The organism is Nonomuraea sp. NPDC049758 (assembly GCF_040674635.1).
Lineage (GTDB): Bacteria > Actinomycetota > Actinomycetes > Streptosporangiales > Streptosporangiaceae > Nonomuraea.
In genome coordinates this window covers 26,471-49,058 of the sequence record NZ_JBFAMZ010000019.1, presented here as the reverse complement: position 1 = coordinate 49,058, position 22,588 = coordinate 26,471, and the positions used below count along the sequence as shown (strand labels likewise).

Sequence of the window (22,588 nt, the reverse complement as noted above, 5' to 3'; positions counted from 1 at the left end):
AGGGCCGCCTGAGCCCGCCACCCCACAGAATCGTCGTTCACCCCCGGTGACCAGCTTCTCCCAAGGCGTCCGTGTTCCGTCCTGCGGCGCGCCGGGCACGGCGAAGGGCCGGCCCCGAAACCGGGACCGGCCCTTGACGTGCGAACTTATCCGAGGCCGTTCTTCATGGCCGTGAGGAGTTCGGCGTTGGTGGTGTCACCGCTGAGCTCCCAGAAGAACGCGCCGCCGAGGCCCTGGTTCTTCGAGTAGCTCATCTTGCCGCCGATGGTGCTCGGCGTGTCGTAGCTCCACCACTGGTTGCCGCAGTAGGCGTAGGCCGTGCCCGCGACGGTGCCGGTGGACGGGCAGCGGGTCTTGATGACCTTGTAGTCCTCGATGCCCTGCTCGTACGTGCCGGGCGCCGGGCCGGTCGCCGTGCCGCCGGGCGCGGCCTGGGTCACGCCGGTCCAGCCGCGGCCGTAGAAGCCGATGCCGAGCAGCAGCTTGGCGGCCGGGACGCCCTTGCTCTTGAGCTTCTGGATGGCGTTGTCGGTGTAGAAGCCGGGGATCGGGATCTTGTCCCAGGTGGTGAGCGGGGAGTGCGGGGCGGTCGGGCCCTGCGCGTCCCAGCCGCCGAAGAAGTCGTACGTCATGACGTTGTACCAGTCGACGTACTGGGCGGCGCCGCCGTAGTCGGCCGCGTCGATCTTGCCGCCGTCGTTGCCGTCGGCGGTGATGGCCGCGGTGACCAGGTTGTTCGCGCCGAAGCGCGAGCGCAGCGCGGACATCACGTTCTTGAACGCCGCCGCGCCGCTGGTGTCACAGGTCAGGCCGCAGGCGTTCGGGTACTCCCAGTCGATGTCGATGCCGTCGAAGACGTCGGCCCAGCGGGGGTCCTCCACCAGCTTGTAGCAGGAGTCGGCGAAGGCCGTCGGGTTCTGCGCCGCCTGGCCGAAGCCGCCGGACCAGGTCCAGCCGCCGAAGGAGAAGAGCACCTTCAGGTTGGGGTACTTCTTCTTCAGCTTGCGCAGCTGGTTGAAGTTGCCGCGCAGCGCGCCGTTGTCCCAGGTGTCGGCGACGCCGTCGACGCTCTCGCCCGCCTGGTAGAAGCGGTCGTAGTCGGCGTAGCTGTCGCCGATCGTGCACTGCCCGTTCTGCACGTTGCCGAACGCGTAGTTGATGTGCGTCAGCTTGGCCGCCGAGCCGCTGGTGTCGATGTTCTTGACGTGGTAGCCGCGCTGGTAGATGCCCCACTGGACGAAGTAGCCCAGCACCTTGTTGCCGCCGCCACCGCCGCCGCCCGTGGTGGTCGCGGTGATCTGGTTGCTGTCGGCCGAGCGGTTGCCCGCCGCGTCACGCGCGCGCACGGTGTAGTTGTAGGAGGTGTTGGCGCTGAGGCCGGTGTCGTTGTACGAAGTGCCCGTGACGGTCGTGACCAGGGTGCCGCCGCGGTAGACCTCGTAGCCGGTGACCGCCACGTTGTCGGTGGAGGCGTTCCAGGCCAGCGAGACGCTGTTGTTGCTGACGCCGGTCGAGCGCAGGTTGCCGGGCACCGACGGCGGGGTCTTGTCGTCGCCGCCACCGCCGCCGGTGGTCGTCGCGGAGATCTGGTTGCTGTTGGCCGAGCGGTTGCCGGCCGCGTCACGCGCGCGCACGGTGTAGCTGTAGGCCGTGTTCGCGGTGAGGCCGGTGTCGTTGTACGTGGTGCCCGTGACGGTGGTGACCAGCGTGCCGCCGCGGTAGACCTCGTAGCCGGTCACGGCCACGTTGTCGGTGGAGGCGTTCCAGGCCAGGGCCACGCTCGTGTCCGTGACGCCGGTCGAGCGCAGGTTGCCCGGCACGGACGGCGCGGTCGTGTCGCCGCCGCCGCCACCGGAGACCTTCCACAGCGCCGCCACGTTCGGCGGCTCCCAGCCGGGCTGGGAGGTGTGCGCCTGGAGACAGACGTAGTCGACGCCGTTGTAGGTGACGACCGTGCCCGCCGTGTAGGCGGTCCACGGGGCCCAGGCCGCCGCGTACGCCACCGTGCTGGCGGAGGCGAGCGCCGGGGCGGCCACGGCCGCGGTGAGGGGCAGGGCCAATGCCGCCATTCCCGCCAGGACCTTGCTCAGAATGGTGTGTTTCATGTCGCTCCGACATCCGTTGGGGGGTGTGTGGGGAGTGGGATGGGAGACTTCTGGGGAAACTATTAGGAAAGTTTCCTTTAAGTTGTGAATCGACGGTAGCTTCTGCCTGGGGGAGCGTCAATACGTATCGGTCAGGCGTCCGTAATCGTGCCGGTCAGACCCCGGACGCGCCCGTTCACGAGGGGATAACGGTTCAGGAACGGGGGCTGACGGCGGGGTGAGCCGTGGCTCAGCATTGGACCGTGGCAGGAATCTCCGCCTGGCGGCGGACGCCCACGCGACGCGGGCCCTACGTGGTCCGCGCGGTCGCGGAGTTACGGTCCTGGCCGTCGCTGAACGTCAGCGGCACCGGTCAGCAGGTCACCTTCGCCGTCCACGGAACCGAGATCCTGCGCCTGGCCGGCCGGGACGAGATCCACGTACGGCTCACCGCCCCCGCCATCGGCCGCCTGGAGCCGTACCTGCGGGCGTGCGACCAGGTCCATGCCTGCCGCGACCGCGCCTGGGTCGCCGTACAGGTCGACGCCGAACCTGATCTGGAATTGTTGCTGGCGCTCACGAGCGTGGCGATAAAGGCGCACGTGGCGTGAACCGATTCGGTGCGTAGCGTTTCTCCCACGCAGCGTCGAAACTAATGCCGCCATTTGCCTGGGAATTACTCGCCGGGTAGCTTGGTTGTACACAGCCGAACGGGGAGTCGTCCCAGGTAGGGATGGCATTGCCTGGGAATTACCCAAGCGGGACCCGTGTTGTACAGAGTCGATGCGGACATCCCCGCATCCGGGCGTCGCACATATACCTTCAGGCCCTTTCCCGGGCCCGGGAAGACGATGCGTCAGCCCTTTGCCTGACCAAGAGACCGCTGAATCCGCCTGTGCGCGGAACCGGGGACCCATGTGTCCAATGGGGTGAATCGGCACCGTGGTGCCGTAGGGCAGCTTCCCGCCCGAACCCGTCAGCTAACCCGGCAAGCGGCACGGAAGCTCAAGGAGTAACACCCTCATGGCCAAGCACCGTCTTCACCGTGCCTTCAAGCTCGACCTCGCCAAGATCGCTCTCGGCGCGACCGCCGTCGCCGGCGTGCTCGGCACGCACGCGGCAGTGAACGCCGACACCGCCACCGCCCACACCGCCACCCAGACCGCCAAGGTCGCCGGCGTGGCCGCCCAGCCGCGCGTCGCGCAGCACCGCGCCGCCGACGAGAGCGCCAAGGGCAAGGTCAACGTCACCGCCGCGCAGGTGCTGGCCACGGCCCGCGCCCAGGTCGGCACCTCCGAGGACGCCAACGGCGGCGGCACCAAGTTCCAGAAGTGGTACGCCGACTCGCAGCGCGCCGCCGAGACCGCCGCGCGTGACGGCGGCAACCGCGCCATGTACCTGAACGCCCCCTGGTGCTCGATGTTCGTCTCCTGGGTCGGCGAGCAGACCGGCGCCCGCCCGCAGGTCGGCTGGGACGCCTACACCGTGACCCACGCCAAGTGGTTCGCCGCCAACGACCGCTGGGGCACCGAGGCCAAGCCGGGCGCCGTCGTCTTCTTCTCCTGGAGCGGCAGCAAGAGCCTGAACGACATCCAGCACGTCGGCTTCGTCGTCAAGGACAACGGCGACGGCACGATCTCCACGATCGAGGGCAACACCGGCAACGGCAAGGTCGAGCAGCGCGTCCGGCCGAGCTCCCAGGTCGTCGGCTACGGCTACCCGTCGTACGCCGCCTGATCCTTCCTTGCCAAGAGCGCACTCCCTGCGGGGAGTGCGCTCTTTCGCGTTTCAGGGCCGCCGGTGCCGGTGGACCAGGACCGCCGCTGCCTGCCCGGCCGAGCGGGCCGCGCCAGGCTCCTCGGAGATCATCGCGGTCACCGTGGCGCCGTCGATCAGGGTGAGCAACTGCTCGGCGAGCAGGCCGGGGTCCCCAGCCCCCGCCTCCTCGGCGAGCGAGCGCAGGTAGGCGCGCAGGCGCTCCTTGTGCTCGCGCACCGCCGTACGGACGACGGCCGAACCGGCGCCCAGCTCGGCGAAGGCGTTGGCGAACCCGCAGCCGCGGAAGTCGTCCTCGGCGAACCAGCGCTCCAGCCACGCGAAGACCGCCGGGATGCGGTCGCCGGCGTCGGCCACGTACGCGGTGAGCGAGGTCATCCAGCGTTCGTCGCGCCGCCGCAGATAGGCCACGACCAGCGCCTCCTTCGACGGGAAACACTGGTAGAGGCGTTTCAGCGAGACGCCGGAGGCGGCCCGGATCTCGTCCATGCCGACCGCCTGCACGCCGCGGCGGTAGAACAGGTCGCCCGCGGCGTCCAGCAGCCGCTGCTCGTGATCCATGACACCCCTCCAGGTGCTTGCCGCGGAGAACGATCGTTCTCTACGCTAGCGCACAACCCGGGAGAACGCCCGTTCTCTCGATCGGAGAGGACAGCCCATGACCCGCCCGCCCGTCCCGCCGTTCACCGAGGAGACCGCCCGGATCAAGGTCCAGGCCGCCGAGGACGCCTGGAACACCCGCGACCCCGACCGCGTCGCGCTCGCGTACACCGAGGACTCCGTGTGGCGCAACCGCGGCGAGTTCGTCACCGGCCGCGCCGAGATCGCGGCGTTCCTGCGCCGCAAGTGGGCCCGCGAGCTGGACTACGCCCTGCGCAAGGAGCTGTGGGCGGTCACCGGCGACCGCATCGCCGTGCGCTTCCAGTACGAGTCCCGCGACGCCGCCGGCCAGTGGTGGCGCAGCTACGGCAACGAGCAGTGGGAGTTCGACGCCTCCGGGCTGATGCGCCGCCGGGAGGCCAGCATCAACGACGTCGCCATCACCGAGGAGGAACGCCGCATCTTCGGCTCCCGCCCGCTGTCCGAGCACGGCGTGGACGTCCTCGGCATCCGCCACGCGGAGATCGCCGGGGTAAGGTCGGAAGGCCGATCGTAGGAGGTCTGACATGGCGGTCTTGCTGCTGGGCACCCTCGACACCAAGGGGGAGGAGTACGCCCTCGTCCGCGACCTGATCATCCGGGCCGGGCAGGGCGTCGTCCTCATGGACACCGGCGTCATGGGCGCCCCGGCGCTGGCCGCCGACGTCCCCGCCGAGGCCGTGGCGCGGGCCGCGGGCACCGGCCTCGACCGGCTCAGGAGCGCCGGCGACCGCGGCGCCGCGCTCGCGGCGATGGCGGCCGGGGCCACCGCCCTGGCCCAGGACCTGCACGCCCGAGGCGAGCTGAGCGGCGTGCTCGCGCTCGGCGGCAGCGGCGGCTCCTCCATCGCCGCCGCCGTCATGCGGGCGCTGCCCGTCGGCCTGCCCAAGCTGCTCGTCTCGACCATGGTCAGCGGCGACGTCTCGGCCTACGTCGGGGAGACCGACGTGACGCTCATGTACAGCGTCGTCGACGTCGCGGGCGTCAACTCCGTCTCCCGCCGCATCCTGACCAACGCCGCCGCCGCGATCAGCGCGATGGCCGCCTCCTACGCCGCCGGCGCCGAGCCGTCCGGGGAGGACAAACCGCTGGTCGCGGCCACGATGTTCGGCGTCACCACGCCCGCCGTCGACGCCGCGCGGGCCCGGCTGGAGTCCCTGGGCTACGAGGTGCTGGTCTTCCACGCCACCGGCTCGGGCGGCCGGGCCATGGAGGCGCTGGCGGCCGGCGGCCACTTCGCAGGGGTGCTCGACCTGACCACCACCGAGCTGGCCGACGAGCTCGTCGGCGGCGTGTTGTCGGCCGGCCCCGACCGCCTGACCGCCGCCGGGCGGGCCGGCATCCCGCAGGTCGTCAGCCTGGGCGCCGTCGACATGGTCAACTTCGGCCCGATGGAGACCGTGCCGGAACGGTTCAGGTCACGGCAGCTCCTGGTGCACAACCCGACGGTGACGCTCATGCGCACCACTCCGGCCGAGAACGCCGAGATCGGCCGGGCGATCGGCGAGCGGCTGGCCCGCGCGTCGGGGCCGGTCACGCTGTTCGTGCCGCGCGGCGGCGTCTCGGCCGTCGACGTCGAGGGCGGCCCGTTCCACGACCCGGCGGCCGACGCGGCCTGCTTCGACGCCGTGCTCGCGGCCGTCGCGGGCAGCGCCGTCGAGGTCGTGCAGAGCGACCAGGACATCAACAACGCGCAGTTCGCCGTGGCGGCCGCCGACCGGCTGCACCGGCTGATCGAGAAGGGGGCTTGATGCGTCGCGACGAGGCACTACGGAGGTTGCGCGCCGAGCGGGAGGCCGGCCGGCTGATCATCGGCGGCGGCGCGGGCACCGGGCTGTCGGCCAAGTCCGCCGAGGCGGGCGGGGTCGATCTGCTCATCATCTACAACTCCGGGCGGTTCCGGATGGCCGGCCGCGGCTCGCTCGCCGGCCTGATGCCGTACGGCGACGCCAACGCGATCGTCGTGGAGATGGCGGGGGAGGTCCTGCCGGTCGTCAAGGACACGCCGGTGCTGGCCGGGGTGTGCGGGACCGACCCGTTCCGGCTGATGCCGCGCTTCCTCGACGAGCTGAAGGACATGGGCTTCACCGGCGTCCAGAACTTCCCGACGGTCGGCCTGATCGACGGTGTCTTCCGGGCGAACCTGGAGGAGACCGGCATGGGCTTCGACCTGGAGGTGGAGATGATCAGGCTGGCCGCCGAGCGCGACCTGCTCACCGCCCCCTATGTGTTCACCCCCGAGCAGGCCACGGCCATGGCGCGGGCGGGCGCCGACATCCTCGTCCCGCACATGGGCCTGACCACCAAGGGCAGCATCGGCGCCGTCACCGCGATCGGCCTCGACGAGGCGGCCGTGCGCATCCAGGAGATGCGTGACGCCGCCGTCGCCGTCAACCCCGACGTCATCGTGCTGTGCCACGGCGGCCCCATCGCCGAGCCCGACGACGTGCGCCACATCCAGCAGCGCACGGTCGGCGTCGCCGGGTTCTTCGGCGCGTCCTCGATGGAACGCCTGCCCGCCGAGCGGGCCATCGCCGAGCAGGTCCGCGCCTTCAAGCAGCTCTGACCGGGAGGAACCCGCCATGCACCGACGACCGGACGCCCTGCCCACGATGATCTTCGACTGGGGGGCCATCAAATGGCACGTGACGCCCGACGCCGTGCCGGGCGCGTCCTCCACGTTCGGCGAGGTCATCATCAACCCGAACAAGGGCCACGAACGCCACCTGCACCCCGACTCCGACGAGGTCCTCTACGTCATCGAGGGCGAGGGGCGGCAGACCGTCGGCGACGACCCGGAGTTCCCGGTCAGGGCCGGTGAGGCGATCTACATCCCGAAGGGCACGCTGCACTCCACCTTCAACACCGGCTGGCGGCCGCTGCGGATCATCGCGACGTACACGCCGGGCGGGGCCGAGCTGGCGCTGCGCGAGCTGCCCGGCTTCGTGGAGCTCGGCCCCGGCGACCACCCGACCTGGGCGGCCGCCACCTCCTGAGCGGCGGAGGCCGTGCGCGGGCTGCGAGCCCGCGCGCGGCCTCCGGCGTGCTCGACCTCCATGCGAATGATCGTTCACGTCCGGTCTGTCGGTGGCCTCCGGTAGATTTCCGGGTCTGTTGATCAAGCCCCATCGGAGTTGGCTGTCGGCGCGAGCATGCCGTCAGACTGGAGGTCGAGACCTTGGACGCGGACGAAACCGCGTGGGAGCAGCGCAGCGTCGTGCGGGTGGTGCCGCCGGTCCAGCCACGCAAGCTGGCGAAGGTGCCCTTCGTCGAGCTGGCTGACGGCAGGTTGCAGGGGGTCGTGTCGAGCGGGTCCGACATCGAGCGGGTCTACGTCTCCTCGATCGCCGCCGGCACCCACGACCTGAGCTGCAGCACCAACAACAACCGCCCGTGCGGCGCGCTGCACGGCTACGCGTGCAAGCACATCCGCATGCTGGCCGACGAGGCCGTGCTCCAGTACGGCCTCGACCGGGTGGCCCGCTACCTGCGCGTCGAGGTGCCCGAGGGCGGCCACCTGATGAGCGCGCTGAACGGCACCCCCCAGCGCACCCCGGCGGCCGTGGTGTTCAGCCGGTTCCTGCGCCACCTGGCCTACCTGGAGGTGCCCGACAGCACCGAGCCGCTGGCCGAGCTCCACTGGTTCCCGGCGATGGGGCCCGAGACGGGAAAGGTGGGCTGATGCTCGACGTACAGCTCGGGGAGCTGGCCGGCGACGGGCCGGCCGGGGTCGCGGAGGCGCTCGCGCTCGCCACGGGGTTCGACGGCGCGCTCGGGCACGGGTTCGCCAGGGTCGCCGAGGAGCCGGCCGCGGCGCTGGCCGCGCTGGCCGGCGCGCTCGCGGGCTCCCCGCTCGGCGACCGGCTGGGCGAGGCGGTGGAGAAGGTGACCGCGGGGTCGGTCGCCGACGAGCACCTGGCCGCGCTGGCCGGCGGGCGGGCCGCGCTGTTCGGCGCGGTGCACGACGCCCTGCTCGCCCGCCTCGACCAGGCTCTGGGCCGCAGCCGCGCACCCTGGCCGCCGGCCGCCGCCACGGACGCCACAACAGGGGCGGCGTCCGTGGGCGGCGTGCCGGGCACCGGGGCGGCGTCCGGCGGCGTGCCGGAGAACCTGCTGGCCGGGTGCCGGGTCTGGTTGCGGGAGCTGGCGATCACCGGCTGGCGGGGCGTCGACGACGACCTCGTCTCCGGCGCCGACCAGGCGATCGAGGCGCTGCTCGGGGTGCCCGAGCTGCGCGGGCTCGCCGTGCTGCTCGACGGGCTGGCGACCGAGCTGCGGGCCTCGTCCCCGGTGGCGACGATGGACCGGCTGCCGCTCAGGCGGTGGGCCGACCTGTGGACGCGCGGGCTGCTGCTCGCCCAGTCCGGGCCGTGGCACGGCGTGCCCGAGCCGGTGTCGGGGCGGCTGCTGATCCTCGGCGCCGACGTGCAGGAGCACGCCACGGTCGTCCGCGTGCAGGTGCACGGCGTCCTGGAGGAGGCCGGCGGCCAGACCCGGCTGGTGCGCACGAGCGTCGCGGCGGCCAAGGTCGACACCATCGTGGGGCCGTCGGTGTGGCGGCTGTTCGGCGGGCGGCCCGTGCTCATGGGCGCGCTGGCCGACCACCGGTCCGTGGAGATCGACGGCATGCCGCTGCTGCCCGGCGGCGACCTGCTGTGGCATGACGACCGCGCCCGCACCGGCGCCGAGGCCGACCCGTTCACCACCGCGCGGGTGCAGCTCGCGGGCGCGCTGGCCCCGGCCACGCCGCCGCTCGACCGCCACCCGGTGCGCATCGCCGAGCCGGTGCTGGTCGAGGGGTACACGGTCGACGGGCACACCCTCGACCTGGGCGGCAACAAGCTCGCCCTCGACCTCGACCGGCTCCCGGCGAGCTGCCCGCTCACGCCGGAGCTGGTGGCCGCGTCCTCGGCGTGCGTCGGGCTGGTGCGCCGCGACGGCGGCCGGTGGCTGCTGCAGCCGCTGGCCGTCCAGGCCACGGTCAAGAAGAAGCCGGTCACCGTGCACAACGGCGACTGGGCGAACGGCCCGACCGACCCCAAGGTCGTCAAGGCCGAGGCCAAGGCCGGCGACGTGGTCGCCGTGCTGCGCGAACGGGCAGGACGGCTGCTGCGGAAATGACCGACTCGACCACGAGCGCCGACGAGACCCGGCGCCAAGTGCTGTACTGGCGGCTCATGTCGCGGCTGTTCTCGGCCGACGAGCAGCCCGCGCTGGAGACGGCCAGCATGGGCATCGTCGGCGACCTGGAGCTGCCGCCCGCGCTGCTCGACCCAGGCGTCTCGGTGGACACGCTCGTCCAGCGCTTCCCCGAGCTGGGCACCGAGCTCCAGGACCTGATGGCCGACAAGGAGCACGAGGAGGGCGGCGAGGTGCGCCGCGCCGCGCTGGTCTCCAAGCTGCTGCTCAACGTGTTCTCCACCGGCACGGGCGACGTCACGGCGGGCGACCTGGCCCGCTGGAAGCAGGACGCCGCCTGGTTCGAGAAGGGCATGGGCTGCGAGCCCGGCGGCCTGCGCAACGGGCCGGGCAACGACGAGCTGGCCGCCGTCCTCGCCATGATCGAGGGCGATCTGGTCAAGCGCATGCGGCTGCGCGAGGTGCTGGCCGACCCGGCTCTGGCCAGGCAGCTCACGCCCAGCATGTCGCTCATCGAGCAGCTGCTGCGCGACAAGTCCAACCTGTCCGGCGTCGCCCTCGCCAACGCCAAGGCGCTCATCCGCAGGTTCGTCGACGAGGTCGCCGAGGTGTTGCGCACGCAGGTGGAGAAGACCAGCGTGGGCGTCATCGATCGGTCGGTGCCGCCGAAGCGGGTCTTCCGCAACCTCGACATCGAGCGCACGATCTGGAAGAACCTCACCAACTGGAGCCCCGAGGACCAGCGGCTCTACGTCGACCGGCTCTACTACCGGCAGACGGCCCGCCGCACCACGCCGGCCCGGCTCATCGTGGTCGTCGACCAGTCGGGCTCGATGGTCGACGCGATGGTCAACTGCACCATCCTGGCCTCGATCTTCGCCGGCCTGCCCAAGGTCGACGTGCACCTCGTCGCGTACGACACCCGCGCGCTCGACCTGACGCCGTGGGTGCACGACCCGTTCGAGGTGCTGCTGCGCACGACGCTCGGCGGCGGCACCGACGGCACGGCCGCGATGGCCCTGGCCAGGCCGAAGATCGCCGATCCGCGCAACACCGTGATGGTGTGGATCTCCGACTTCTACGACAACCGCTCGCTGATCAACGACTTCGGGTCGATCCACCGCTCGGGGGTCAAGTTCATCCCCGTCGGCTCGGTCAACAGCTCCGGCCACCAGAGCGTCGACCCGTGGTACCGCCAGAAACTCAAGGACCTGGGCACCCCCGTGCTCTCCGGCCACGTCCGCAAGCTCGTCTTCGAGCTCAAGAACTTCCTCACCTAGGAGAACCCCCGACCATGAGTGACATGCTGCGCGCCCCCGCAGAGGTGAAGTACGCCGACGAGCTCGACTGGCTGGAGTCGGTCGACGACGGCCCCAAGCCGTTCTCGTGGCGGCTCAGCCCGCGCATGATCCGCATCTTCATCCTCGGCTCGGAGCGCTCCGACGGGCTCGACCGCGAGATCCCGCAGAAGTGGTTCGGTGACCGCAGCTTCGTCGAGCGCAGCATCGTGACGCTGGCCTCCGACCGCGGCCTGCTGCTGATCGGCGACCCGGGCACGGGCAAGAGCTGGCTGGCCGAGCTGCTGTCCGCGGCGATCAGCCGCAACTCCACGCTGGTCGTGCAGGGCACCGCGGGCACCACCGAGGACCACATCAAATACTCGTGGAACGTCTCGATGGTCATCGCCAAGGGCCAGTCGCGCCAGTCGATGATCCCCTCGCCGATCATGAACGCCATGGAGCAGGGCGTGATCGGCCGCTTCGAGGAGCTGACCCGCTCGACCAGCGACGTCCAGGACGCGCTGATCTCCATCCTGTCGGAGAAGTACGTCTCCATCCCCGAGCTCGACGACGACAACATCGTCTTCGCCCAGCCCGGCTTCTCGATCATCGCCACCGCCAACAGCCGCGACCGGGGCGTCAACGACCTGTCCTCCGCGCTCAAGCGCCGCTTCAACTTCGTCCGCATCCCGGTGGTGACGAACAAGAAGAGCGAGGCGGAGATCGTCCGGTTCCGTACCGAGGAGCTGCTGCGCCGGCACCAGATCGAGCTCGACCTGCCGCCCACGCTGCTGGACATCCTGCTGCAGAGCTTCGCCGACCTGCGGGCCGCGGCCGCCTCGGCGACCAGCGACGACGAGAAGCTGGAGTCCGCGCTGTCCACGGCCGAGCAGATCGGCGTGCTGGAGGACGCCATCCTGCACAGCCACTTCTTCGGCGACCGCACGCTGCGCCCCGAGACGCTGGCCGGCTCGCTGGTCGGCTCGCTGGCCCGGCGCAGCCCGGAAGACCTGGCCATCCTCAACAAGTACTGGCACGGTGTGGTCGAGCCGCGCAGCAAGAAGGACGGCGGCCCGTGGCAGGACTTCCTCGAGGGCGGCCGCCAGGCCATCTCCACCCTGTCATGAGCCTCTTCCAACCGCTGAAGGATCAGCTCAGCGAGGCCGCCTCGGCCTTCGCGGGCGACGGCGCGGTGTCGTCCATCCTCACCGGCATCGTCGAGGACGTCGACCGGGCGCTGCGCGAGGAGCTGGAGATCTTCCCGGTCTGCCACCACTCGCCGGCCTCGGCGCTGGCCATGGTGCGCCGCCTGCGGGAGAAGCAGCCCAAGGTCATCTACCTGGAGCTCTGCGAAGACCTGGCGCCGCTGCTGACCGAGCTGCGCAACTGCCGGCTCCCGGTGGCGCTCCAGGCGTTCGCCACCGACCTCGACGGCTTCCCCAAGGGATCGGGGCCGCTGAGCGTGGTGGCCCCGATCACCGAGGCGTCGGCCGAGTACCAGGCCATCTCGTACGCGCTGGAGACCCCGGGCGTCGAGCTGGTGCTGGTCGACCGCTCGGCCGACCACGTCTTCCAGTGGCTGCCGCGCGACCGGGAGGAGCCGGCGAAACCGGGGGAGGAGGCCGGCCTGCACGGCGACGCCGTCGGCGTGGAGATCGGCGACCTGCGCCCCCGCTTCGCCGAGCTGGAGGAGCACCTGCTCCACCACGGCAAGGTCCGCCACTGGTCGGAGTGGTGGGACCAGTACGTCGAGCAGCCGCTCTCCGGCGCCGACTACGACACCTACCGCCAGGTCATGGTCCTCATCGGCAGCCTGTTCCGCCGGTTGCGCCCCGACGACGACCGGCTGGCCGGCGACGAGGAGCGCGAGCGCTACATGTGGACCAGGATGCGCGAGCACCTGTCCGCCTCGGGCGCCGACCCGGCCGACTGCCTCTACGTCTGCGGCGCCTTCCACGCCGCCAGCCGCGTCGAGCAGTTCGGCCTGGCCGCCACGGCCCCGTACGAGATCGGCCCCCGCACCGCGACCCGCTGGCTGTACGGGCTGATCCCCTCCAGCCACTCGGCCATCGAGGCGCAGTTCGGGCTCGCCTCGGGGTCGGTGTCGATCGCCGCCGCCACCTGGGCCAAGGCGGTGACGCGGAGCAAGCTGACCCCGTTCCAGCTCAGCGGGCAGAAGGGGGCCAGGAAACGGCCGGTCAAGCTGCCCGCGCCCGCCGCGCCGGCGCAGGTCACCGACCGGCTGACCGGGTTCCTGTCCAGGCCGCCGACGCTCGACGCGCTCGACGAGGCCGAGCTGCTGGGCTGGAGCGTCGACATCGTCCGGCTGGCCCGGCGCAACGGCTACCTCGCCAGCACCGCCGACGCCATCGCGGTGTTCGAGACGTCGATCCTGCTGGCCGGCATGCGCAATCGGGCCAGGCCCACGCCGTACGACTTCCAGGACGCGGCGGTCACCTGCATCGAGAAGGACGTCGTGCCGGGCCGGCGCGACGTGCGGCGCCTGTGCGAGATCCTGCTCGGCGGCGACCGCATCGGCTCGGTCGGCTACGACGCGCTGCCGCCGCTGGCCCAGAACGTCTACGACCGGCTGCGGCCGCTCGGCGTCGACTTCGACAAGCGCACGATCCAGCGGGCGCTGCTCGACCTGCACTCCGACCCGGAGCTGCGGCCCTGCTCCGACCTGCTGTGGATGCTGCGCTTCGTGCTGCCCGCCGACGCGGCCCGGCCGATCATGGGCGAGCGCAAGCTCGGCGAGCGGGCCATCCAGGAGAGCTGGGACCTCGCGCTCGGCCGCAACCAGCGGGCCATCATCGAGCTCGGCTACGAGGGCGTCACCATCGAGCAGGTGGTCGAACAGCGGCTGCGGCGCGCGGTCTGGGAGCCCGACGCCACCGCCGCCGTGGCCCTGGCCGCCGTCGAGGACGCCATCCTCTACCTGGGCGGCGGGCGCGTCGCCGACGAGCTGGGCGCGCGGGCGGTGGAGCTGCTGGCCGGCGAGCGCGGCGTCGACGACGCGCCCGACGTGCTGCGCCGCATCCGCCGCCTGCTGGCCTACTACCGCACCGCCGAACCCGCGCTGCCGGCGTGGTGCGAGGCGTTCGTGACCGAGGGGTACGCGCACTACTGCACCCTGCTCCCGACCGCGTTCGTCGAGGACGACACCGGGGTGCGGCAGGTGTCGGCGATGCTCGGGTTCCTGTTCACGATGGAGGGGCTGGCGCTGGCGCTCGGGTGCGACCGGGCGCAGCTGGAGATCGCGGTGCGGCAGTCGCATCCGGAGGCGCCGGCCAAGGTGGCGCTGCTGTGGGCCGCCCAGCACCTGCTGGGGCTGCTGCCGCTGGCCGAGCTGCGGTCGCGGTGCGACGAGCTGCTCGGCAACCCGCTGGTCATCCCGTCGTTCCCGCAGTACATCACCGGGTTCGTGCAGGCGATGGAGCCGGCTCCGGCGCTGTCCGGGTTCGTGGTGGAGGTGATCTCCAAGGCGTTCGGCCGGCTGCCCGACCAGGTGCTGCTGCCGTGGCTGCCGAAGCTGATCACGACGCTGCGCGACCAGGCGGGCGAGCTGATGCCGGTCCTCGTCCGGGAGGCCGGGCGCACGTTCCCCGGCAGCCTGACGGCGGTCGACGCCTGGACACCGCCATGGGCCCGGACGGCGGCGGCCGCGCCGAAGGCGGCTCCGGCGGTCGCGGCCGGGCCGGTCGCCGAGCTGCTGGCGGGGCATCCGGCGGCGTGCGACGCGGTGGCGGGGCTGCTGGGCTGCGAGGGTGGCTGGCAACAGCCCGCCTCCGCCACCGGGCCCGGGAACCGCGAGGTCGAGACCCTCCTCACCGACCACCCCACCACAGCCGCCGCCTTGGCGACCCTCCTCGCCTGACGGCCCCCGCCCCGAGCGCCGGAACGCCGGTGCTCGGGGCGGGGCTTCCCTGGCCGCCGCGCTGGCGACCCTCCCCGCCTGACCGCCCCGGTGTTCGGGGTGGGTTTCCCGGCGCGGGATGGTCAGCGGCCGAAGCAGATGGTGTGGCCGGGGCGGACGTGGTCGGGTTTGTAGGTGGCCTGGTCGATCGTGACGCCCTCGGGGGACACGAGCAGGATGGTCTCGCCCTGGTTGCGGAGCTGTACCCGGCCGTCGAGCACGACCTGCAGCACGCCACCGCCCGCGAGCACCCCGGTCAGCTCCATGCGCCCGCCCGCCGAGTCCGCCAGCCGCCACCCGCCGAGGTCCACGGACCGGCCGGTGACGTTGAGGAGGGTGACCGTCTCGTGCCCCCGGTCGGCCCCCACCGGGTCGGGCAGCGCGGCCACGATCAGCACGTCCCCGGTGGACGGCGGACGCGCGAGGACGGGCGCGCCGGGCGGCGCCGGGTCGGGGCTGATGACGAAGTCCTCGGGCCAGGCCGTGAGCTGGATCTGGGTGCCCGAGGCCCGGATCACGTCGTGCAGGTTGCCGTGTTCGAGCCGGTCCAGCAGGAACACCGCGTCGTCCCGGTTGACGGGGTCGGCCCTGAGCCAGGCGTCGAAGCCGTCGAGGTTCGCCGCCCCGGTCGCCAGATAGGGCACCAGCCGGCGGAACAACTTCGGCCACATGACGAGCCCGGTGAGCGCCTCCAGCGAGGCGACCTCGGCGGGCCCGTCGGGGTCGGCGGCCGAGCGCGGCCAGATGCCGGTGGGCGACGCCTGCGTCCTGGCCGTGCGCGACACGCCCGCCAGGTGCGTGCGCAGCGTCGCGGGCAGCGTGGCGTAGAAGGCCGGGTACGTCAGCCCGGCGGCCAGCAGTTTGGCGTTCGCGGACGTGTCCACCAGCGCCTCGTCGAGGAACACGGCCTGCCCGTCGGGCCCGGGGTGCTCGCCGGTGAACACGAACCCGATCAGCCGGCCGTTGGCGTCGATGCCGTTGCTGAGGACGTGCCCGCGCAGCTCGTCCTGGTCGGCCGACTGGACCTTGTTGGGCAGGTCGTCGAAGAAGCGCACGTTCGTGAAGCCGAGCAGCCGCAGCAGCTCGTCGCGGGCGGCGTTCGCGCCGGTCAGTTCCTGGTGGGTGTCCTGGAAGTGGGTCTCCAGGGCGTCGATGGCCTCCAGACGGACGGAGATGCCGCGCGCGCCGAGCTCCGGCGGCCGTCCGGACGGCCGGGCCAGCCCTTCGACCAGCGCGGGCGTGTCCGGCCTGAACTTGATCGTGTCGCCGTCGGGCTCGGGGCCCTGCCGGGGAAGGTCCGGGTAACGGATCACGAAGCTGCCGCGCAGAAGTGTGTAGCTCATTGGGTTCCCCCCAAAGACGGCCATCACCGCCCTATCGGCCATCGGGAGCGTAACTCCGCGCACTTCCCGGCGTCCACGTCCCACGCCGGGCCGGGGGGCGGCCCGGCGCGGGACGTGCCGGCTCAGGCGGCGCCGAACCGGGGGATCGGCAGGTCCTCGGTGGCCAGGTGCACGATGTGCGACTCGGTGTAGACGTCGATGCTGTGCCGGCCGCCCTCCCGGCCCACGCCGCTGGCCTTCACCCCGCCGAACGGCGTGCGCAGGTCGCGCACGTTCTGGGAGTTGACCCAGACCATGCCCGCCTCGATCGACTGGGCCAGCCGGTGCGTCCGGCGCAGGTCGTTGGTCCACAGGTACGCCGCCAGGCCGTACCGGGTCGCGTTGGCCAGCTCCACCGCCTCCGTCTCGGTGGAGAAGGGCGTCACGCTGACGACCGGTCCGAAGATCTCCTCCTGGAAGATCCGCATGTGCGGGGCCACGTCGGCGAACACCGTCGCGGCCAGGAAGTTGCCCGCCGTCAGGTGCTCGGGCCGGGAACCGCCGGCGACCAGGCGGGCGCCCTCGCGCGAGCCGAGCTCGACGTACTCCATGACCCGCTCGTAGTGCTCGGGGTGGATGAGCGCGCCCAGCTCGGTGGCGGGGTCGCCGGGCGCGCCGACGCGTACCCGCGCGGCCCGCTCGGCCAGCCTGGCCACGAACTCCTCGTACACGGTGTCCTGGACGAGGATCCGCGAGCTGGCCGTGCAGCGCTCGCCGTTCAGCGAGAAGACGCCGAAGACGGCCGCGTCGAGCGCCCGCTCCAGGTCGGCGTCCGCGAAGACGAGCAGCGGCGACTTGCCGCCCAGCTCCATCGACAACGTCTTCAGCGACGACGCGGCGTTGCGCATGATGGTCTGCCCGGTGCCGCTCTCGCCGGTGAAGGAGATCACCGGCACGTCGGGGTGGGCCACCAGCGCCGCGCCCGCGTCCTCGCCGATGCCGTGGACGAGGTTGAACACGCCCTCGGGCAGCCCGGCCTCCTCCATGATCTCCGGCAGCAGGCTCGCCGACGCCGGTGACCACTCGGCGGGCTTGAGCACCACCGGGCAGCCGGCCGCCAGCGCCGGGGCCAGCTTCCAGGTCTCCAGCATGAACGGCGTGTTCCACGGCGTGATCAGCCCGGCCACGCCGACCGGCTTGCGCACGACGTAGTTGAGCTGCGCGGAGCCGACGCGGTAGACGTCCTCGCCCATGGTGGTGATCACGTCGGCGAAGAATCGGAAGTTGTGCGCCGCGCGGCGGGCCTGGCCGCGGGCCTGGGTGATCGGCAGGCCGGTGTCCCGGCACTCCAGCGCGGCGATCTCCTCGTCCCTGGACTCGATGGCCGCCGCGACCGCGCGCAGCGTCCCGGCCCGCTGCTCGGCGGGCATCGTGCTCCACGGACCGTCGGTGAACGCCTTCTGGGCGGCGGCGACGGCCGCGTCCACGTCGGCCGCGCCGCCCGCGGCCACCTCCAGGTACGGCTCGTTCGTGGTCGGGTCGAGCGCGGTGAAGGTCGCACCGGACTGGCTCGGGACGTGCCGGCCGCCGATGTAGTGCTCCAGTTTCATCAGGCGACTCCCTCGCTCTGTGCCAGTAGTTCGTTGATCCGGGCGATGCCGGGCTCGGTGGGGGTGATCAGAGGGGCTCGTACGTGGCCGGAGGCGATCAGGCCGCGCTGTTCCAGCACCCACTTGGCGGGGGCCGGATTCGTCTCCACGAACAGCAGCTCGACCAGCGGGTGCAGCGAGTAGTGCAGCTCCAGCGCGGTGGCGTGGTCGCCGGCGGTGTAGGCCTCGTACATGCGGGCCACGGTCTTCGGCGCGAGGTTGGCCGCCGCGCTGACGAAGCCGACGCCGCCGATGGCCAGCAGCGGCAGGCAGAGCAGCTCGATGCCGGACCACATGAGGAAGTCGCGCCCGCACAGGTTGAGCACGTGCGAGAAGTGCTCGAAGTCCTTGGTGGTCTCCTTGACGCCGACGATGTTGTCGTGGTCACGGCGCAGCCTGGCCACGGTCGCGGGGGCGATGTCGACGGCGGTGCGCGAGGGCACGTTGTAGATCACGATCGGCAGCGCCGGGAACTCGGCGGCGACCGTGGCGTACCAGCGGTAGAGGGCTTCCTGGGTGGGACGGGCGTAGTAGGGCGTGATGACCAGCGCGGCGTCGGCGCCCAGGCGCTCGGCCTCGGCGGTCAGCAGCAGGGTCTCGTCGAGCTTGGCCGAGCCGGTGCCGGGCAGGAACGGCACCCGGTCGGCGGTCTCCTCGGCCACCACGGCCATCGCCGCGACGCGCTCCTCGACGGACTGGGCGCCGGGCTCGCCGGTGGACCCGCCGGTCGAGATGCCGTGCGAGCCCTGGTCGAGCTGCCAGCGCACCAGCGAGCGCAACGAGTCGAGGTCCAGCGACCCGTCGGCGGCGAACGGCGTCACCACGGGGGCGATGGATCCGCGGATGGTCGACGGATCCGAGCGGAACTTCATGGATTCTCCTTCTTGGGGGGTCAGCGCTGCTGCTCGTACGCCTCGCGCCAGGCGCCCTTCAGCGGGTAGAGGCCGTCGATCGAGGCTCCCTCGCGGACGCGATCGAGGATGAAACGCTCCTCGTCCTCCTGCCGGGCGGCGTCCCCGGCGACCTCGGCGACCAGCGCGGGCGGGATGACGACGACCCCTTCGGCGTCGCCCACCAGCACGTCGCCGGGGCACACCAGCACGCCGCCGCAGTCCACCGGCACCTGCGAGTCCATCGGGACGTGGCGGCGGCCGAGCACGGCGGCGTGCGCGGCGCCGTAGTAGGAGGGCAGGTCGAGCGAGGCGAAGGAGGGGCTGTCGCGCAGCCCGCCGTCGGTGACGACGCCGGCCGCGCCGCGGCGCAGGGCGCGCATGGCCAGGATGTCGCCCAGAGTGCCGGCGCCGTGCTCGCCGCGGGCGGAGATGACCAGCACCTCGCCCGGCTGGAGCTCCTCGACGGTGCGCTTCTGGGCGTTCATGCCGCCGCCGCGCTCGGCGAAGACGTCCTCGCGCAGCGGCAGGTAGCGCAGGGTGCGCGCGACGCCGACCATGCGCAGGTCGGGACGGGCGGGGCGGACGCCCTCGATGAAGTGGTGGTCGATGCCGCGCCCGCGGAGCTGGGAGGAGAGCGTCGCGGTCGAGACCGAGCGCAGCGCGGCGACGACCTCCGGGGTCAGGGGGCCGGAGGAGGGTTGGGCGGCGCCGTACGCGGCGGCCTTGGTCGCCTCGCTGACCTGGGGCTGGACGCCGTAGGCCGCGGGGGGATCCTGGCCGGCGACGACCTCGTTGCGCAGCCGGGCCGTGCCCTCCAGCTCGACCTCCACCACGTCGCCGGGCCGGACGACGGTCGAGCCCGCCGGGGTGCCGGCCAGGATCAGGTCGCCGGGCTCCAGCGTCATGTACCGGGACAGGTCGGCGACGAGCAGGTCGAAGCCGAACAGCAGCTCGTCGGTGCACGCCTCCTGGGCGAGCTCGCCGTTGACGTACGTGCGCAGCCACAACCGTCCGGGATCGGCGCCGGTGAGCAGTTCCGAGCCGACCGGCGTGAACCCGTCCTGGCCCTTGGCCCGCAGGTTGGAGCCGAGGTCGGCGTGCTTGAAGTCGTAGACGCCGAAGTCGTTGGCCGCCACGTACCCGGCCACGTGCTCCAGCGCGCGCCCGGGGGAGACGCGATGGGCCCGGCTGCCGATCAGGATGCCGATCTCGCCCTCGAACGCCAGCAGCTCGCACCCCTCGGGACGCACCACGGGCCGTCCGGACCAGGACAGGGACGTCGGCGGCTTGAGGAAGTAGGAGGGGACGGCAGGGACGCGACCGCGCTCGGCGGCCCGGCTGCGGTAGTTCAGATGGACCGCGACGATCTTCCCTGGTGACAGTCCGAGAGGGTGTCCCACCTCGTCTCCTTCCAAATCATATACGACATCATTTATGTTATGGCATGTGGAACAATATCGACATACCCCCTCAGATGCCTACATGATGCTCATCACGTCATCAGTGGAGAGGAGAGTGCGGATGATGGTTCAGACCGCCCAAGCAGGCCGGGGAGTGGCGTGATGGGTGAGATCGTGCTGGCCGCCAAGATCACGCACGTGCCGTCGATCTGGCTGTCGATCCAGCCCGGGAAGCACTTCGGCATCCGCCGGCCCGCGGAGCTCGCCCTCACCGAGGTCGGCAGGCGGGCGCGCGAGCGCGGCGCGGACACGTTCCTGATCGCCGACACCCATTGGATGAACAGCATCGGCTTCCACCTCAACGGCAAGCCGCGCCACCAGGCCACGTACGTCAGCCATGAGTTGCCGCACTTCATCCACGACCTCGCCTACGACTACGCGGGCGATCCCGAGCTGGCCGAGCTGATCCGCGAGGAGATCGTCGCGGGCGGCCAGAAGGCCCGCGTGCACACCTACCAGGACCTGGGCCTGGAGTACGCCACACTCGTGCCGATGTACTTCATGAACCAGGACTCCGACATCCGGGTCCTGCCCATCGGCTGCAACATCTACTCGACCGTCGAGGAGAACCGGCGGATCGGCGAGGCGTTGCTGCGGGCCGTGCTTCGCAGCGACAGGAAGGTGGCCTTCCTGGCCAGCGGGTCGCTCTCGCACGCCTTCCCGCCCAACGAGATCGCCGAGTCGCTGCTCGACGACGTGAGCAGCGAGCTGAACCGCAAGGTCGACCACGCGGTGCTGGAGATGTGGGACGAAGGCCGCATCCCGGAGTTCCTCGACATGTTGCCCGACTACAACGAGCGGTGCACCGGCGAGGGGGCGATGGCCGACACCGCCATGCTGTTCGGGCTGCTGGGCTGGCGCGAGTACACCGGGCGCGGCGAGCAGCTCTGCCCGTACTTCGGCAGCAGCGGCACCGGCCAGGTGGTCGTCGACTTCCCCGTACCCGCCCACCACACGAGATGAAGGAACCTGCGCACATGACGGCCGTACAGACGTTCACGCCCGACCGGCCCGCCGGGGCGCCGCCCGTGCTGCTGCTGCACGGGTTCGCCTCCAGCGGGCGGCAGGACTGGGTGGAGACCGGGATCGCGGCGGAGCTGGCCGCGGCCGGGCGCGTGGTCGTCGTGCCCGACCTGCCCGGTCACGGCGAGAGCCCCGTCCCGGACGGGCCGGCGGGCGCGCCCGGGATCGCGGCCGCGCTGCTCGCCCTGGTCGGCGACGGGCCGCTCGACGTGGTGGGGTACTCGCTCGGCGCCCGGCTCGCCTGGGAACTGCCGGAGCTGGCGCCCGATCGGGTGCGCGCGGTCGTGCTGGGCGGGCTCAGCCCGTTCGAGCCGTTCGCCGCGCTGGACGTGGCGGCGCTGCGCTCGGCCGTCGCGGGCGGCGAGCCGGGCGACCCGATGACCGGCATGATCGCGGCCATGATCGCGGGCGCCTCCGGCGGCGACCCCGAGCGGGCCGCCGGGCTGGTCCGGCTGGTCGAGGGCCTGCGCGGCACGCCGTTCGAGCCCAAGGGCTGGGCCGGGCGCACGCCGCCGGTGTTCGTGGCGGGCGCGGAGGACATGATGACCTCCGGCATCGAGAACGTCGTCGCGCTGGTCCCCGGCGCCCGGCTGGTCACCGTCCCCGGCGACCACCGCGGCGCGCTGGCCGGTCCGGAGTTCCGCGCCGTCCTCGGCGAGGCGCTCCGGGCAGCGTCCGGCGCTGGGTTCGACCCGGCGTCCGGCACGTGACCAGTACCGGCGGAGTCGCGTCGAAGGCGGAGCTCAGCTACGAGATCCTGCGTTCGCGCATCCTGGACGGCACCTACGGCCCCGGCTACCAGCTCGTCATGGACCGCCTCGCGCGGGAGATCGGCGTCAGCACGATCCCCCTGCGCGAGGCGCTGCGCCGCCTGCAGTCCGACGGGCTGGTGGAGGTCGTGCGCAACGTCGGCGCCCGCGTCGCGGTCTTCGACGCGACGCAGGTGCGGCACACGCTGGAGGTGCTGGCCCGGCTGGAGGGGTACGCGACCGCCGTCGCGGCCCCGCGCATGGGCCCGGCGGACGTGGCGCGCTCCCGCGAGATCAACGCCCGGCTGTTCCAGGCGCTCGACTCCTTCGACCCCACCGCGTTCACCGCGCTCAACCGCGCCTTCCACTTCTCGGTCTACGAGCACTGCGACGACGAGCACCTGAACTTCCTGCTGGAGGCCGAATGGACCAGGCTGGACCACATGCGGCGCTCGGTGTTCGGCTACCTGCCGGGACGGGCCCGCCGTTCGGTCGAGGAGCACGAGCACCTGCTCGATCTCATCGCCGGGGGAGCCGACCCCGCCGAGATCGAACGGCTGGCCTGCGCGCACAAGACGAACACCGCCGGCGCCCTCTATGACGTCCGGGTCACCCACGGCTAACGATCGGGTCATACCCTCCCGGCATTTTGTCCTAC

At 71.9% G+C, this 22,588-nt stretch carries 20 protein-coding genes and 1 riboswitch; of the genes, 14 read left to right on the top strand and 6 right to left on the bottom strand.

The window, feature by feature from the left end; genetic code table 11:
• Positions 1 to 146: 146 nt before the first annotated feature.
• Positions 147 to 2,105 carry a glycosyl hydrolase family 18 protein gene (locus AB0J46_RS38410; RefSeq protein WP_364339399.1) on the bottom strand — a complete coding sequence of 653 codons (1,959 nt, stop codon included), beginning with the start codon at positions 2,103 to 2,105 and terminating at the stop codon, positions 147 to 149.
• A gap of 242 nt (positions 2,106 to 2,347) precedes the next feature.
• On the opposite strand from AB0J46_RS38410, the gene AB0J46_RS38405 reads away from it, so the two are divergent.
• Together AB0J46_RS38405 and AB0J46_RS38400 are read left to right on the top strand one after the other, a co-directional pair.
• A complete protein-coding gene (locus tag AB0J46_RS38405; protein WP_358292351.1) occupies positions 2,348 to 2,695 on the top strand; it encodes a luciferase family protein in 348 nt (115 codons plus the stop codon).
• Between the two features lie 260 nt (positions 2,696 to 2,955).
• A riboswitch (cyclic di-AMP (ydaO/yuaA leader) is annotated at positions 2,956 to 3,093 on the top strand.
• 14 nt (positions 3,094 to 3,107) lie between these two features.
• A complete protein-coding gene (locus AB0J46_RS38400; RefSeq protein ID WP_364339397.1) occupies positions 3,108 to 3,821 on the top strand; it encodes a CHAP domain-containing protein in 714 nt (237 codons plus the stop codon).
• Between the two features lie 51 nt (positions 3,822 to 3,872).
• Here the strand turns inward: AB0J46_RS38400 and AB0J46_RS38395 are convergent, their stop codons facing one another.
• Positions 3,873 to 4,421, bottom strand: a complete 549-nt coding sequence (locus AB0J46_RS38395) for a TetR/AcrR family transcriptional regulator (protein WP_364339395.1) — start codon at positions 4,419 to 4,421, stop codon at positions 3,873 to 3,875.
• A gap of 97 nt (positions 4,422 to 4,518) precedes the next feature.
• Here AB0J46_RS38395 and AB0J46_RS38390 point away from each other — a divergent pair, with 97 nt between their 5' ends.
• From AB0J46_RS38390 to AB0J46_RS38350, 9 genes are all read left to right on the top strand, one after another.
• Complete coding sequence (locus AB0J46_RS38390) at positions 4,519 to 5,016, top strand: nuclear transport factor 2 family protein (protein WP_364339393.1); 498 nt, start codon at positions 4,519 to 4,521, stop codon at positions 5,014 to 5,016.
• A gap of 10 nt (positions 5,017 to 5,026) precedes the next feature.
• Complete coding sequence (locus AB0J46_RS38385; protein WP_364339391.1) at positions 5,027 to 6,250, top strand: Tm-1-like ATP-binding domain-containing protein; 1,224 nt, start codon at positions 5,027 to 5,029, stop codon at positions 6,248 to 6,250.
• Positions 6,250 to 7,065, top strand: a complete 816-nt coding sequence (locus AB0J46_RS38380) for a phosphoenolpyruvate hydrolase family protein (protein ID WP_364339389.1) — start codon at positions 6,250 to 6,252, stop codon at positions 7,063 to 7,065. Before AB0J46_RS38385 ends, AB0J46_RS38380 begins: the two co-directional genes overlap by 1 nt.
• A 16-nt stretch (positions 7,066 to 7,081) precedes the next feature.
• Entirely contained in the window at positions 7,082 to 7,495 is a 414-nt protein-coding gene (locus AB0J46_RS38375; RefSeq protein ID WP_364339387.1) for a cupin domain-containing protein, read from the top strand.
• 182 nt (positions 7,496 to 7,677) lie between these two features.
• Complete coding sequence (locus tag AB0J46_RS38370; RefSeq protein WP_358292370.1) at positions 7,678 to 8,181, top strand: hypothetical protein; 504 nt, start codon at positions 7,678 to 7,680, stop codon at positions 8,179 to 8,181.
• Positions 8,181 to 9,620, top strand: a complete 1,440-nt coding sequence (locus AB0J46_RS38365; RefSeq protein WP_364339385.1) for a hypothetical protein — start codon at positions 8,181 to 8,183, stop codon at positions 9,618 to 9,620. The genes AB0J46_RS38370 and AB0J46_RS38365 overlap by 1 nt, the downstream gene beginning before the upstream one ends.
• Positions 9,617 to 10,918 (top strand): VWA domain-containing protein, encoded by a 1,302-nt coding sequence (locus AB0J46_RS38360; RefSeq protein ID WP_364339383.1) that lies wholly within the window; start codon positions 9,617 to 9,619, stop codon positions 10,916 to 10,918. Before AB0J46_RS38365 ends, AB0J46_RS38360 begins: the two co-directional genes overlap by 4 nt.
• 14 nt (positions 10,919 to 10,932) lie before the next feature.
• A complete protein-coding gene (locus AB0J46_RS38355; RefSeq protein WP_364339380.1) occupies positions 10,933 to 12,045 on the top strand; it encodes an AAA family ATPase in 1,113 nt (370 codons plus the stop codon).
• Positions 12,042 to 14,795, top strand: coding sequence for a DUF5682 family protein (locus AB0J46_RS38350; protein WP_364339378.1), 2,754 nt, complete (start codon positions 12,042 to 12,044; stop codon positions 14,793 to 14,795). Before AB0J46_RS38355 ends, AB0J46_RS38350 begins: the two co-directional genes overlap by 4 nt.
• Positions 14,796 to 14,917: 122 nt before the next feature.
• Here AB0J46_RS38350 and AB0J46_RS38345 read toward each other — a convergent pair whose 3' ends face one another.
• From AB0J46_RS38345 to AB0J46_RS38330, 4 genes are all read right to left on the bottom strand, one after another.
• Positions 14,918 to 16,177: a lamin tail domain-containing protein gene (locus tag AB0J46_RS38345; RefSeq protein WP_364339376.1), complete on the bottom strand. Its 1,260-nt coding sequence runs from the start codon at positions 16,175 to 16,177 to the stop codon at positions 14,918 to 14,920.
• Between the two features lie 122 nt (positions 16,178 to 16,299).
• On the bottom strand, positions 16,300 to 17,766 hold the full coding sequence (gene hpaE / locus AB0J46_RS38340; protein ID WP_364339374.1) for a 5-carboxymethyl-2-hydroxymuconate semialdehyde dehydrogenase: 1,467 nt from the start codon (positions 17,764 to 17,766) through the stop codon (positions 16,300 to 16,302).
• Entirely contained in the window at positions 17,766 to 18,677 is a 912-nt protein-coding gene (dapA, locus tag AB0J46_RS38335; RefSeq protein WP_364339372.1) for a 4-hydroxy-tetrahydrodipicolinate synthase, read from the bottom strand. The genes hpaE and dapA overlap by 1 nt, the downstream gene beginning before the upstream one ends.
• 20 nt (positions 18,678 to 18,697) lie before the next feature.
• Complete coding sequence (locus AB0J46_RS38330; RefSeq protein WP_364339370.1) at positions 18,698 to 20,098, bottom strand: fumarylacetoacetate hydrolase family protein; 1,401 nt, start codon at positions 20,096 to 20,098, stop codon at positions 18,698 to 18,700.
• Between the two features lie 162 nt (positions 20,099 to 20,260).
• Between AB0J46_RS38330 and hpaD the strand changes: the two genes are divergently transcribed.
• The 3 genes from hpaD to AB0J46_RS38315 are packed head-to-tail and all read left to right on the top strand — an operon-like array spanning position 20,261 to position 22,553.
• The gene (gene hpaD / locus AB0J46_RS38325; protein WP_364339368.1) at positions 20,261 to 21,121 is read left to right on the top strand and encodes a 3,4-dihydroxyphenylacetate 2,3-dioxygenase; all 861 of its coding nucleotides are present in this window, start codon (positions 20,261 to 20,263) and stop codon (positions 21,119 to 21,121) included.
• 14 nt (positions 21,122 to 21,135) lie between these two features.
• Complete coding sequence (locus AB0J46_RS38320) at positions 21,136 to 21,891, top strand: alpha/beta fold hydrolase (protein WP_364339366.1); 756 nt, start codon at positions 21,136 to 21,138, stop codon at positions 21,889 to 21,891.
• Positions 21,888 to 22,553 (top strand): GntR family transcriptional regulator, encoded by a 666-nt coding sequence (locus AB0J46_RS38315; protein WP_364339364.1) that lies wholly within the window; start codon positions 21,888 to 21,890, stop codon positions 22,551 to 22,553. The genes AB0J46_RS38320 and AB0J46_RS38315 overlap by 4 nt, the downstream gene beginning before the upstream one ends.
• The last annotated feature ends 35 nt before the right edge of the window (positions 22,554 to 22,588 follow it).